The organism is Bradyrhizobium sp. Mp27, assembly GCF_029953005.1.
GTDB classification, from domain to species: domain Bacteria; phylum Pseudomonadota; class Alphaproteobacteria; order Rhizobiales; family Xanthobacteraceae; genus Bradyrhizobium; species Bradyrhizobium barranii.
Genome location: NZ_JASAUS010000001.1, coordinates 119,244 through 132,348 on the forward strand (window position 1 = coordinate 119,244; position 13,105 = coordinate 132,348).

The 13,105-nt window shown below is 65.7% G+C and carries 12 protein-coding genes; 10 read left to right on the forward strand and 2 right to left on the reverse strand.

The annotated features are described in order from the left end of the window. Nucleotides 1-68: 68 nt before the first annotated feature. Both xylB and QJT78_RS00515 read right to left on the reverse strand, forming a co-directional pair. Nucleotides 69-1,514 carry a xylulokinase gene (xylB, locus tag QJT78_RS00510; RefSeq protein WP_028147173.1) on the reverse strand — a complete coding sequence of 482 codons (1,446 nt, stop codon included), beginning with the start codon at nucleotides 1,512-1,514 and terminating at the stop codon, nucleotides 69-71. A 13-nt stretch (nucleotides 1,515-1,527) separates the two neighbouring features. Then, nucleotides 1,528-2,451, reverse strand: a complete 924-nt coding sequence (locus QJT78_RS00515) for a LysR family transcriptional regulator (RefSeq protein WP_028147172.1) — start codon at nucleotides 2,449-2,451, stop codon at nucleotides 1,528-1,530. A gap of 108 nt (nucleotides 2,452-2,559) precedes the next feature. Here QJT78_RS00515 and QJT78_RS00520 point away from each other — a divergent pair, with 108 nt between their 5' ends. The 10 genes from QJT78_RS00520 to QJT78_RS00565 are packed head-to-tail and all read left to right on the forward strand — an operon-like array spanning nucleotide 2,560 to nucleotide 13,066. Continuing rightward, on the forward strand, nucleotides 2,560-2,883 hold the full coding sequence (locus QJT78_RS00520; RefSeq protein WP_028147171.1) for a Dabb family protein: 324 nt from the start codon (nucleotides 2,560-2,562) through the stop codon (nucleotides 2,881-2,883). Further along, nucleotides 2,880-3,959 (forward strand): maleylacetate reductase, encoded by a 1,080-nt coding sequence (locus QJT78_RS00525; protein ID WP_028147170.1) that lies wholly within the window; start codon nucleotides 2,880-2,882, stop codon nucleotides 3,957-3,959. The genes QJT78_RS00520 and QJT78_RS00525 overlap by 4 nt, the downstream gene beginning before the upstream one ends. A 4-nt stretch (nucleotides 3,960-3,963) precedes the next feature. Beyond that, nucleotides 3,964-5,337 carry an amidohydrolase family protein gene (locus QJT78_RS00530; protein ID WP_028147169.1) on the forward strand — a complete coding sequence of 458 codons (1,374 nt, stop codon included), beginning with the start codon at nucleotides 3,964-3,966 and terminating at the stop codon, nucleotides 5,335-5,337. 21 nt (nucleotides 5,338-5,358) lie between these two features. Then, nucleotides 5,359-6,261 carry an NAD(P)-dependent oxidoreductase gene (locus tag QJT78_RS00535; RefSeq protein WP_028148427.1) on the forward strand — a complete coding sequence of 301 codons (903 nt, stop codon included), beginning with the start codon at nucleotides 5,359-5,361 and terminating at the stop codon, nucleotides 6,259-6,261. 14 nt (nucleotides 6,262-6,275) lie between these two features. Further along, nucleotides 6,276-7,160, forward strand: coding sequence for an intradiol ring-cleavage dioxygenase (locus QJT78_RS00540; protein ID WP_028148428.1), 885 nt, complete (start codon nucleotides 6,276-6,278; stop codon nucleotides 7,158-7,160). A 54-nt stretch (nucleotides 7,161-7,214) separates the two neighbouring features. Then, on the forward strand, nucleotides 7,215-8,609 hold the full coding sequence (locus tag QJT78_RS00545; RefSeq protein WP_028148429.1) for an FAD-linked oxidase C-terminal domain-containing protein: 1,395 nt from the start codon (nucleotides 7,215-7,217) through the stop codon (nucleotides 8,607-8,609). Continuing rightward, on the forward strand, nucleotides 8,606-10,132 hold the full coding sequence (locus tag QJT78_RS00550) for a sugar ABC transporter ATP-binding protein (RefSeq protein WP_038941762.1): 1,527 nt from the start codon (nucleotides 8,606-8,608) through the stop codon (nucleotides 10,130-10,132). The genes QJT78_RS00545 and QJT78_RS00550 overlap by 4 nt, the downstream gene beginning before the upstream one ends. Continuing rightward, on the forward strand, nucleotides 10,125-11,075 hold the full coding sequence (locus tag QJT78_RS00555; RefSeq protein WP_028148431.1) for an ABC transporter permease: 951 nt from the start codon (nucleotides 10,125-10,127) through the stop codon (nucleotides 11,073-11,075). Before QJT78_RS00550 ends, QJT78_RS00555 begins: the two co-directional genes overlap by 8 nt. Beyond that, nucleotides 11,072-12,049, forward strand: coding sequence for an ABC transporter permease (locus tag QJT78_RS00560; protein WP_028148432.1), 978 nt, complete (start codon nucleotides 11,072-11,074; stop codon nucleotides 12,047-12,049). Before QJT78_RS00555 ends, QJT78_RS00560 begins: the two co-directional genes overlap by 4 nt. A 42-nt stretch (nucleotides 12,050-12,091) precedes the next feature. Next, nucleotides 12,092-13,066: a sugar ABC transporter substrate-binding protein gene (locus QJT78_RS00565; RefSeq protein WP_028148433.1), complete on the forward strand. Its 975-nt coding sequence runs from the start codon at nucleotides 12,092-12,094 to the stop codon at nucleotides 13,064-13,066. The last annotated feature ends 39 nt before the right edge of the window (nucleotides 13,067-13,105 follow it).

The following is a 13,105-nucleotide window of genomic DNA, read 5'->3' on the forward strand; positions in this document are numbered from 1 at the left end:
ACGCATTAAACAAAAGGCCGCGGCACAGAGCAATACCGAACACACGGGAATGCAACGTCGAGGCGATGCTAGTGGCGCGGCCGATACAGTGCACGCCACGCGGGAAGCCGCTCGGCATAGGCATCGACCAGTCTTGCGTCGGGTTCGAACGTCTCGATCCGCTGCGGCCGCGTGCATACGGCGGCGATCGCCTCACCGGTGACAGCAAGCCGCCCCAATCTCGCCGCACCGAACGCCGCGCCGGTCTCGCCTCCGGCAAAGCGATGAATCGGAACATTCAGCACGTTTGCCAGCACCGAGAGCCAGAACCCGGACCGTGAACCACCGCCAATGGCGTCGGCTTCCGTCATCGCAATGCCGGCATCCGCGAGCGCGTCGCGGCAATCGGCAAGCGCGAAGGCAACGCCCTCGAGCACCGCCTGCACGATCGACCCGAGATCGGTGCCATGGCTCAAACCATCCAGCATGCCGCGCACGGCGGGATCATCGTGCGGTGTCCGCTCACCCGCCAGATAAGGCAGGAAGCTCACAGGCGACGGCGCCTGCGGGCGCAATCCAAGCGGCGCCAGCAATTCGGCCTCGGCGGCTCCGAACAGGCGCGCGATCCAGGCCAGGCAGGAGGCGGCCGAGAGGATCGCGCCGGCCTGAATCCACATGTCGGGAATGGCATGGCAGAACGTGTGCACCGCGCGGTCCGGGTTGGCAGCGATTCTGCTGGTCGGTGCCAGCAAGGCACCCGAGGTTCCCAGAGACACGAACGCGGTTCCCGGCCGGATCGCGCCGATGCCGACGGCGCCTGCCGGATTGTCGCCGGCACCGCCCGCGATCACCGGCTGTCCGGTCATGCCCCAACGCCGCGCCAGCTCGCCGCGCAGCGTGGTCGCGGGCGCACATCCCTCGACCAGACGCGGCATGTGATCGCGCGACAGGCCGGTCGCTGCCAGCGCTGCGTCCGACCAGTCCCGGCGCGCGGCGTCGAGCCACAGCGATCCCGATGCATCCGAGACGTCCTCGATGGCCTCGCCGCTCAGCACCAGGCGCAGATAGGCCTTTGGCAGCAGCACGAGTTTCGTCGCCGCAAAGATTTCGGGCTCATGCGTCGCGATCCAGAGCAGCTTCGGCGCGGTGAATCCCGGCATCGCCTTGTTGCCCGACGTCGTACGCAAAGCGGGCCAGCGTCGTTCCAGGACGCGACACTCGGCGGCGGAGCGCCCGTCGTTCCAGAGGATGCAGGGCCGCAACGGTCTCGCGCTCGCATCGAGCAGCGTGGCGCCATGCATCTGCCCGGACAGTCCAATGCCTTCGACGGCCGCCAGCTCGCCGGCATGCGTCACCTTCAAGGCATCGAGCGTGGCGAAGGTTGCATCGATCCACTGCGCGGGATCCTGCTCGAAATAGCCTGATAGCGGCGACGTCGTCGTCAACGGCCGGCTCTCGCTCGCAATCACGCGCTGGGCGCCGTCGACGAGAACGGTCTTGACCGCCGAGGTGCCGAGATCGATGCCGAGATACATGGCTGCTACCCGCTCACTTCGTCGCGTCCATCCAGATGCCCGGCTCCGAATGCTCGCGGATATGGGTGACGAGGAAGTCAGAAAAGGCCCTGATCTTGGCGGGCAGCCCGGCACGGTTCTGGTAGGCGATGTTCATGGTGAGCAGCGGCAGCTCCCAATCCACCAGCACCGGGACGAGGCGACCCGCCGCGATGTCGCTTTGAACGATGTAGAGCGGCTGGATCAGGATGCCGAGCCCTGCCAGCGCCGCGCCACGAATGACCTGGCCGTCATTGCTGTCGAGCGTCGGCGTGATGCGGACGGTCTGCGCGCCATGGCTCTTGCGCAGGCGCAGCGAATAGGGATCGTTCGCGAGATTGTAGACCAGCATGTTGTGGCGCGCGAGATCGGCGGGCTGCTCCGGCTCGCCCGCGCTTGCGAGATAGGAGGGCGCGGCGGCAAGCACGCGCCGCATCTGGCCGATGCGGCGGACGATGATGTTCGAATCCGGCTCCTGCTCGCGCGTCCGGATCGCGACGTCGATGCCGGCCTCGATGAAATCGGGATAGCGGTTGGCGGTCGTGATCTGCATGTTGAGCTTCGGATAGCGCGCGCGGAAGGCCGGCAGCATCGGCGCCAGATAGATCACCGCAAAGGACAGCGAGCTCGTGACCCGCAGCGTGCCCTGCGGCGACAGCGCGCGATCACTGACGATGTCCTCGGCCTCCGCCAATTCGCTCAGGACCCGGCTGGAGCGCTCCAGCAGCTCCTGCCCCGCCTCCGTCAACCACAGCCTGCGTGTGTTGCGCTCGATCAGCCTGACCGCAAGGCGCTCCTCGAGCGCGCTGAGATGACGGCTCGCCGCCGCATTCGACATGCGCAAGGCCTCGGCGGCTTTTGACAGGCTGCCGAGCTCGGCCGTCTTGGAGAACACCTCCAATTGCAGCAGGCGATCCATTTTTCCACTTTTAGAAAAAGAGACTTACAAATATTGACCTTTATTTCCACATCCCGCAAGTCAAAATGGCCAGAACACAAGCAAGATAGCAGGCGAGGAAACTGGGAAATGTCGGGCCCGATCAGGCACATCGTGATGTGGCGGCTGCGCGGGGAGACCCCCGCGGAGCGCTCTGCGGCCCGTTCCAAGGTCAAGACCCTGTTTGAGGGACTGCGGGGCCGGATTGAGGGCCTCACCCACATCGAGGTCGGCGTCGACGTCAGCGATGTCGATTACGCCTGCGACGTGGTGCTGTTCTCCGAATTTGCCGACCAGGCCGCACTCGCCGCCTATGCCACCCACCCCGAACATTTGCGCGTCCGCGAGGCGCTGGGCGACTTGCGGATCGGGCGCTTCCAGGTCGATTATCCCATCAAAGAGACCGGCGCATGATCGGTTCGTTCACCTTTGAAAACCTGCCCTGCCGCGTCGTGTTCGGCAGCGGAACGCTGGCCTCCGCCAAAGCCGAGGTCGAGCGGCTCGGCGGCCAGCGCGCGCTGGTGCTGACGACGCCGCAGCAGGAGGCGCAAGGCAAGAGCCTGGGGGCCGCCCTCGGCCCGCTCTATGCCGGCATCTTTCCCGGCGCGACCATGCATACCCCGGTCGAGGTCACGGAGCGCGCGCTCGCGGCGATGAAGGCATGCGAGGCCGACTGCGTCGTCTCGCTCGGCGGCGGATCGACCACCGGCCTTGGCAAGGCGCTGGCCTTGCGCACCGGAATCAACCAGCTCTGCATTCCCACCACCTATGCTGGCTCGGAGATGACGCCGATCGTCGGCCAGACCGAGAACGGCCTGAAGACCACGGTGCGCGACGCAGCGATACTGCCGGAGACCGTGATCTACGATGTCGACCTCACCCTGACGCTGCCGGCAAGCCTCGCCGCAACATCCGGCGTCAACGCGATCGCGCATGCCGTTGAAGCGCTCTATGCGCGCGACACCAATCCCGTGACCTCGCTGATGGCGGAGGAAGGCATCCGCGCGCTGGCTCGCGCCCTGCCCGCGATTGCAGCCAAAAGCGATGACCGCGAGGCTCGCACCGAGGCACTCTATGGCGCCTGGCTGTGCGGCGTCTGCCTCGGCACCGTCGGCATGGCGCTGCATCACAAGCTCTGCCACACGCTCGGCGGTACCTTCGATCTGCCGCACGCCGAGACCCACACCATCGTGCTGCCGCATGCGCTCGCCTACAACGCACCGGCGGTGCCCGATGCCATGGCGCGCATCTCGCGCGCGATCGGCGCGGCCGATGCGTCCCAGGGGCTCTACGACCTCGCGAAGCGGCTGGGCGCGAAGCTGGCGTTGCGCGACATCGGCATGCCCGAAAGCGGCATCGACAAGGCCGCCGATCTCGCCGTCACCAACGCCTACTGGAACCCGCGCCCGCTCGAGCGCAATGCCATCCGCGAGCTGATCGCCCGCGCCTGGGCCGGCGAGCCGCCTGTTACCATCAAAGCGGCGGCCTGAAGCGATGCGGCGCACGCTGATCAAATCCGCTGTCGTCATCAGCATGGATGACGCGATTGGCGACCTCAACACCGGCGATGTGCTGGTCGAGGGCAGCCGCATCGTCGATGTGCGCCCATCGATCGACCTCGGCAGCGGCGCTTCCGAAACCGAGATCGTGGACGGCAACGGCCGCATCGTCATCCCCGGCCTGATCAACGCGCATATGCACACCTGGCAGACCGCGTTGCGCGGCTATGCCGCGAACTGGACGCTGCTGGAATATTTCCGTCGCATGCATGCCGGGCTCGCGACCGTGTTCCGGCCCGACGACATCTACATTGCGACCCTCGTCGGTGCGCTGAACCAGATCAATTGCGGCACCACAACGCTGGTCGACTGGTGCCACAACAATCCGACGCCTGACCATACTGATGCCGCCGTGCGCGGCCTGATCGAGAGCGGCATCCGTGCCGCCTTCTTCCACGGCTCGCCCAAGCCAGAGCCGAAGCCCGGCGAGCCGCATTTCTCCGAGATTCCGCATCCGCGCCGCGAGGTCGAGCGGCTGCTGGCTGGTCCCCTCGCCGACCGCGATGGCCTCGTTACGCTCGGGCTTGCCATTCTCGGCCCGCATTATTCGACGCTCGACGTCGCGATGCACGACTTCCGCCTGGCGCGCGAGCTGAAGCTGATCGCATCCATGCATCAAGGCGGCGGTCCGGCCAAGACGCCCGACGGCTGGGAGAAGCTGATCGAAGCGGGTCTCGTCGGCGCCGGCATCAACATCGTTCATGGCAATGATCTCCCGGACAGTCTTCTCGACAGGATGGTCGACCTCGGCGTCTCCTTCTCGGTGACGCCGGAGAACGAGATGATCCAGGGCCACGGTTTTCCGATCACCGGTAGGCTGCTCAAGCGCGGCGTGCGCCCGACCATCGGGATCGACCTGGAATCCGTGCTGGCCGGCGATCTCTTCTCCGTCGCCCGCATCGCGCTGTCGATGCAGCGGGCACTCGACAATGCGAAGTCGCGTCAGGTGAGCGGCACCATTCCGGCGACGACCACGGTCCCCGTGCGCGAGGCGCTGCGCTGGATCACGACCGAAGGCGCCCGCATGCTCGGCCGCGAGGGCCAGATCGGCTCGCTGACGCCGGGTAAGCTCGCTGACCTCGTCATCATCAACGCATCCGATCTCAATCTCTTCCCGGTGCACGATCCCGTCGCGACGGTCGTGATGCAGACGAGCCTCGCCAATATCGAGGCAGTCATGATCGGCGGCGCCTGGAAGAAGCGCGACGGCCGGCTGTTGGTTGACGGGCTGGACGCGAAGAAAGAGCTGCTGGCCCAATCCGGCCGGCGGCTGGTGCAGGACATCGAACGACAGGGACGCGCCGCCTGAAGGCGCCAATGGATGAGATCAATGACCGACACTTCAAGGAATGTCGCTTTCATCGGGATCGGCAAGATGGGCCTGCCGATGTCGGCGCTCGTCGCCAAGGCCGGCTATACCGTGACCGCATTCGATCAGAGCGCAGCCCGGATCAACGAGGCGCGTGCGCAAGGCATTTCGATTGCGGCTTCGCCGGCCGAGGCCGTGAGCGGCAAGGCCGCGATCATCACATCCCTGCCCGATGACGCAGCCTTGCGCGGCGCGTTGCTCGGCCCCGCTGGTCTGATCGCCGCGATGGCTGCTGGATCTGTTCTGATCGAGACCAGCACCGTGAGCGTCGAGGCCTCCACCGAAGTTGCGGCCGCTGCACAAGCGCGCGGCATTGCCTATCTGCGTTCGCCGGTATCCGGCAATGCCAGCATCGTTCATACCGGTGCCCTGACCTGCTTCGTATCAGGGCCGAAGGACGCCTTCGACAACGCAAAGCCGCTGTTCGCCGCCTTCACCCGCGTCCAGACCTATCTCGGGCCGGCCGAGGAAGCCCGCTACGCAAAGCTCTCGGTCAATCTGATGATCGCGGTCTCGGCGGCGATGATGGCCGAGAGCCTGGCGCTGGCGCGCAAGGGCGGCATCGCCTGGCAGGACATTTTGAAGGTGCTCGACGATAGCGCAGTCGCCTCGCCGATGGTGAAGTACAAGACCGCACCGCTGCGGACGCGCGATTTCGAGTCGACTTTCTCGTGCAAGCAGATGGCCAAGGATCTCGATCTCATCCTCGGCGCCGGCCACGCCGTGGGCGTGCCGCTGCAGCTCGCAGCCCAAGTGCGTGAAACCTATGGCTCGCTGGTCGCGCAGGGCGACGGCGACACCGACTTCATCGCGACCGTCAAGCACCTGGAACGTCTGTCCGGGCTTGGCGAGCCGAAACTCTGATCGCGGAGACACCGATGCGTAACTTCAACGAGACCACGATCACGGACGCGGTGCTGGAGCGGATCAAGGATGCGACCGATCCACGCATCAAAGAGGTCAGCGAAGCGCTGGTGCGCCACCTTCATGCCTTCGTCCGCGAGGTCCGGCCGACCCAGAAGGAATGGGAATACGGCATCGATTTCCTGACCCGCACCGGACACATGTGCGACGACAAGCGGCAGGAGTTCATCCTGCTGTCGGATACGCTCGGCGTCTCCATGCTGGTCGATGCGATCAACCATCCCGTGCCGGAAGGCGCGACCGAGACCACGGTGCTCGGCCCGTTCTTCGTCCAGGCCGCGCCGGAAAAGGACAGCGGCGCGGATATCTCGGGGCCGATGGAAGGCGATCCCATGCTGGTCACCGGCTCGGTCTCGACCGTCGACGGCAAGCCGCTTGTGGGAGCGACAGTAGACGTCTGGCATTCCGACGACGACGGTTATTACGACGTGCAGCAGCTCGACGACATCGGCGATCTCGCGATGCGCGCGCGCTTCCATACCGACGCCAACGGCCGTTTCCATTTCTGGTCGATCAAGCCGGCCGCCTATCCGATCCCGCATGACGGCCCGGTCGGCGAGATGCTGGAGGTGCAGGGCCGCCATCCCTGGCGCCCCGCGCACGTGCATTTCATGATCTCGGCGCCCGGTTTCGAGCAGCTGGTGACCCATGTGTTCGTCGCCGGTGACAAATATCTCGACTCTGACGTGGTGTTCGGCGTCAAGGACAGCCTGATCCGCGAATTCACTGGCCACCCTGCCGGCCGTGCGCCGGATGGTCGCATGGTGGAGCGCGACTATTTCCACCTCAATTACGATTTCGGCCTGAAGCAGGTCGCGAGTAACGCGAGAGCCGCCTAGGCTAAACCAAGGACCAACAAGAGTCCGGCAACAGGGAGCAGACGGGAGCTAAGGATGGGACCGCGGGTCAGCACGAGCATATTGGCCGATCGCCTCACCGGCATGATCGGCCCGCGCGCGAGCGTTGCGCGCGGCGTGCTCGATCAGCACGGACAGAGCGAATCGCACTATCGCAATTTGCCGCCCGACATCGTCGTCTTTCCGGAAACCACGCAGGAGGTCGCGGAGATCGTGAAGCTCTGCGCCAGCGCGGGCATGCCGATCGTTCCGTTCGGCGCGGGCACCTCGCTCGAAGGCAATGCGGCTTCGGTCGCGGGTGGCGTCTGCTTCGACTTCGCCCGGATGAACAAGGTGCTGACGGTGCACGACAGCGACATGGACGTCGTGGTGCAGCCCGGCATCACGCGCAAGCAGCTCAATGCCGAGCTGCGCGGCACCGGGCTTTTCTTCCCGATCGACCCCGGCGCCGACGCCTCGATCGGCGGCATGACCTCCACGCGCGCGTCCGGCACCATGGCGGTACGCTACGGCACCATGAAGGACAATGTCATGGCGCTGGAGGTCGTGCTGGCCGACGGACGCGTGATCCGCACCGCCAGGCGCGCGCGCAAATCGGCCGCCGGCTATGACCTGACGCGGATGTTCGTCGGTGCGGAAGGCACGCTTGGCGTCATCACCGAAGTCACTTTGAAGGTGCATCCCGTTCCGCAGGCGATCTCGGCCGCCGTCTGCAGCTTCGACACCCTGCACGATGCCGTGGACACCGCGATCTCCGTGATCCAGTCCGCGATCCCCGTGGCCCGCATCGAGCTGCTCGACGACGTCATGATGCGCGGCATCAACGCCTACGCAAAGCTCGGCTATCGCGAGGCCCCCACTTTGTTCTTCGAATTCCATGGCTCGGAGAGCTCCGTCGCCGAACAGGCCGAGGCCGCGCAGGCGATCGCGGCCGACCATGGCGGCCATGGTTTTGCCTGGGCGAAGGCGCAGGAAGACCGCAGCCGGCTCTGGCACGCCCGCGACAACACGCTCTATGCGGGCCTGGGCTTGCGGCCCGGCGCACGCGCCGTGATCACCGATGTCTGTGTGCCGATCTCGCGGCTGGCGGAATGCCTGACCGAGACCAGGCGCGACGCGGACGAGCACGGTTTTACCGCCCCGATCGTCGGCCATGTCGGCGACGGCAATTTCCACATGCTGATCCTGATCGACCCGGCGAAGCCGGATGAGGCCGAAGGCGCCAAGGCGCTTCAGGCCCGCATGGTCGCCCGCGCCATCGCGATGGACGGCACCTGCACCGGCGAGCACGGCATCGGGCTCGGCAAGATCGATTATCTCACCGATGAGCTCGGCGAGGCCGTCGACGTGATGAAGTCGATCAAGACCGCGCTCGATCCTGATGGACTGATGAATCCCGGAAAGATTTTTGCGAGCGGAGTGCACGCATGAGCAGCGCCGCATCGGCCATCGAGCCCGCCTCCCCCACGCCGCTGCTGGAGCTGCGCGGCATCAGCAAGGAATTTCCCGGCGTCAAGGCGCTGGATGATGTTTCCTTTGCCGTCTACCCCGGCGAGGTCCACATGCTGCTGGGGGAGAACGGCGCCGGCAAGTCAAGCCTGATGAAGGTGCTGTGCGGCGCCTACCGTGCCGATGCCGGCGAGTTCTATTACAAGGGCGACAAGGTCGCGATCTCTTCGACCGCGGATGCGCAGAAGCTCGGCATCGCCGTGATCTTCCAGGAATTCTCGCTGGTCCCCCATCTCGATATCGCCCAGAACATCTTCCTTGGCCGCGAGCCGAAGGGCCGCATTCCCGGCACCATCGACCGCCGCAAGATCCTGGCCGACGCCAGGCGCGTGCTCGGCACGATCGGGTTTGAGATCGATCCCTCCACCACCGTCGACAAGTTAGGGGTGGCGCAGCAGCAGATGGTCGAGATCGCGAAGGCGATCAGCCAGGACGCGCGCATCCTGGTCATGGACGAGCCGACGGCGGCGCTGTCCGACCGCGAGACCGAGCTGCTGTTCGCGTTGATCGCGCGGCTGAAGGCCGACGGCGTCTCCATCGTCTATATCTCGCACCGCATGGCCGAGGTGTTCGCGCTCGGCGACCGCATCACGGTGATGCGCGACGGCCGCCGCATCGACGGCGTTCGCCCCGCAGACGTCACGCCGGACCAGCTCGTCCGCATGATGGTTGGCCGCAACGTCGACATGACCTATCCGCGCAATTTTGCCGAGAAGCCCGGTGAGCTGCTGCTCGAGGTCAAGGGCTTGAGCTCCTCGACCGGCATCTCCGACATCAACATCGAGGTGCGCCGGGGCGAGATCGTCGGCCTGTGCGGCCTGGTCGGTTCCGGCCGCAGCGAGGTCGCCCGCGCCATCTTCGGCGCCGATGCCGTGACGTCGGGCGAGATCATTTTCGACGGCAAGGCCATCTCCGGCGAGCCTGACCTTGCCGCCCGCCGTGGCATCGCGCTGATCCCGGAGAGCCGCAAGAGCGAGGGCCTCGCCCTGCTGCGGTCGGTGAGCGACAATCTGGTGGTGTCGGCGCTGCGAAAACTGTTCCCGAGCGGCCTGTTCGACCAGCGCAGCGCGCAGCGCACGTCCGACGGCCTGATCCGGCAGTTGCGCATCGCAACCCCGAGCGCGCGCCAGACCGTCGGCCTGCTCTCGGGTGGCAACCAGCAGAAGGTCGTGATCGGCAAGTGGCTGGCGGCCGGCTCTAAGCTCTTCATCTTCGACGAGCCGACGCGCGGCATCGACATCGGCGCCAAGTCCGAGATCTTTGCGCTGATCGACCGGCTGGTCGCCGAAGGCGCGGCGGCCTTGATGATCTCGTCCGAGCAGGTCGAGATCTGCCATGTCTGCGACCGCGCCTATGTGATGCGCGAGGGTCGCATCGCCGGACACCTGACCCGCAGCGAACTGACCGAGGAGAACATCGTGCGACTGGGGATGCATCATGCGTGAAGCCGCAGTCGTCTCTCAACCCAATCCGCTGCAGCGCATTCCCGGCGTTGCCATCGTGCTGGTGCTGCTGATCGCCCTGTTCAGCACCATCGCGCCCGGCTTCCTGTCGGTCGCCAACCTCTCCAACGTGCTGGTGCAGTCGACCATCCTGACCATGCTCGCGCTGCCGATGACCTTGATCATCATGACCGAGGGGCTGGATTTGTCGATGGGCGCGGTGCTGACGCTGACCTCGCTCTGCGTCGCCATCGTGTCGCTTGCGACCAAATCGATGCTGCTGGGCCTGGGCGCCGGGCTTCTCGTCGGCGCAGCCTTCGGCTTCGCCAACGGCTGGCTGGTCGCCATCATCGGCATTCCGCCCTTCGTCGCGACGCTCGGCACGCTCGGCATGGCGCAGGGCCTGTCGCTGATCGTCAGCGACGGCCAGAGCGTGGTCGGCATCCCCCACAGCGTGCGCGACATCTATTCGGCGACGCTTCTCGGCGTGCCCGTGCCCATCGTGATGGCGCTGGTGACTTATGCGGCCTTCCACGGACTGCTCTACCACACCCGTTTCGGCACCTACATCTTCGCGCTCGGCGGTAACCGCGAGGCGCTGCGCTATGCCGGCCTCTCGCCGAACAAGCTGCTGATCGCGGTCTACGCGATCGGCGGCGCCATGGCCGGTATTGCGGGCCTGCTGATGACCGCGCGCATGAATTCCGGCCACCCGACTGCGGGCCTCGGCCTCGAATTCGACGCCATCGCCGCAGTCGCGGTCGGCGGCACCTCGTTCGAGCGCGGCAATGGCTGGCTGCTCGGCACCGTGCTCGGCGTGATCGCGGTCGGCGTGCTTCGCAATGGGCTCAACCTGATCTCGATGCCCTCCTCGGTGCAGGTCGCAAGCGTCGGCGTCCTCGTCATCGTCGCTCTGTTCCTCGACGGCCTCCGGAGCCGCGCATGACCGACATCTCCAAAGAGGCCATCGCGCCACCCCGCTCGTTCCTGTCGCAGGACGCGATCCAGGTCTTCTATCGCCTGCTCGCGGCGCTGCTGATCTGTGCGGTGCTCGCCGTGCTCAGCGACTCCTTCCTGAGCCTCGGCAACATCCTCAACGTGCTGAGACAAGCGAGCCTGACCTTCTTCATCGCGTCGGGCCTGACGCTGGTGGTGCTCACCGCCGGCCTGGATCTCTCCGTCGGCGCCAATGTCGCGCTGTCCGCCTGCATCGCCGGAACGGTGATCCACAAGACCGGCTCGCCGGCGCTCGGCATCCTCACCGGGCTCGCCTGCGGCGGCATCGTTGGCCTGCTCAACGGCATCATGGTCACCGCGCTGCGCATCCCCTCCTTCATCGCCACCTACGGCATGCTCTGGGTGCTGAACGGCCTCACCTACTGGTACATGGCGGGCGAGACGCTGCACGGCTTCCCGGCAGGCTTCCGCCAGATCGGCAGCGGCTATCTGTTCGGCCTGCCTATCCCGGTCTACCTGCTGCTGGTGTTCCTTGGGATCGGAACGCTGTTTGCGCAGCGCACGATCTGGGGCCAGGAAATCTATGCGATCGGCGCCAATCCGGTCGCCGCCCGCCTCTCCGGCATTCCCGTCGCGCGGCGCCTGCTGCTGGTCTATGCGGTATCAGGCACCATGGCGGGACTGGCCTCGATCATCTTCCTGTCGCGACTCAATTCGGCCGAAGCCGACATCGGCGAAAGCCTGACCTTGCCCGCGATCGCAGCCGTGCTGATCGGCGGCACCTCGCTGTTTGGCGGTGTCGGCACCGTGTTCGGCACCTTCATCGGCGCGTTGATCCTGACGCTGGTGCTGAACGGCATGAACCTGTTGTCGGTCAGCGCCAACTGGCAGCCGCTGGTCACCGGCATCATCGTCATTCTCGCGGTCTGGCTCGACATGAAGACCCGCCGCCGCGCGCAATGAGCTCTTAGAAATCCAACAAGCAAAATGAGGGATGGAGGCTACATGAAACAGAAAATGGGTTATTTGGCGCTGCCGCTGCTGATGGCGGCTGCGTTCACGACACAGGCGCGCGCCGACGGCGAGACCATCGCCGTGTTCACCAAGAACCAGACCAATCCGTTCTTCCAGACGGTGCGGGTCGGTGCCGACAACATGGCGAAAGCGCTGAACGCGAAGACGCTGCAGTACATCCCGACCAAGCCGGACTCGATCCCCGAGCAGCTCAGCCAGATCGAGGACGTCGTGGTGAAGAAGCCGAGCGCGATCGTCTTCACGCCGGTCGACTACAAGGCGATGGTGCCGGGCGTCGAGAAGATCAACGAGGCCAAGATCCCCGTCGTCAACATCACTGACCGCTCCGCCGGCGGCAAGTTCCTCTCCTTCGTCGGCGCCGACGATTACAGCCTTGGCCTCGAAACCGCGCGCTTCCTGCTCAAGACCTTGGGCGGCAAGGGCAACATCGTCATCATCGAGGGTGTCAAGGGCTCGCTGACCAATGTCGACCGCGTCCGCGGCTTCAACGACGCGCTGAAGGAGAATTCGGGCGCCAAGCTGCTGGCGTCTCAGCCCGGCAACTACCAGCGGCTGCAGGCGCTCCAGGTCATGGAAAACCTGATGCAGTCGAACGCGCAGATCGACGGCGTGCTCGCCGCCAACGACGCCATGGCGGTCGGCGCGATCGAGGCGCTCGACGGCGCCAATCGCAAAGCCCAGGTGATCGGCATCAACGGCACCAAGGAGGCAATCGACGCGATCAAGTCCGGCAAGCTGCTTGCCAGCGGCGACTACAACGGATTTGCCCAAGGGTGCCTCGGCACCATGATGGCGATCCGCAGCCTGCGCAACCAGCCGGTCATCGCCGAGATCGTTCTGAAGCCGACCGTCATCACCAAGGACAATTACCAGCCGTTCGACGTACCGCTGGAGCAACGGACCTGCCCGACCTTCGAGGACGCCGGCAAGCTCGGCGCCAAGTAACCCAAGCGATCATCACAAGCGCGGACGGCCGCCTCCGCG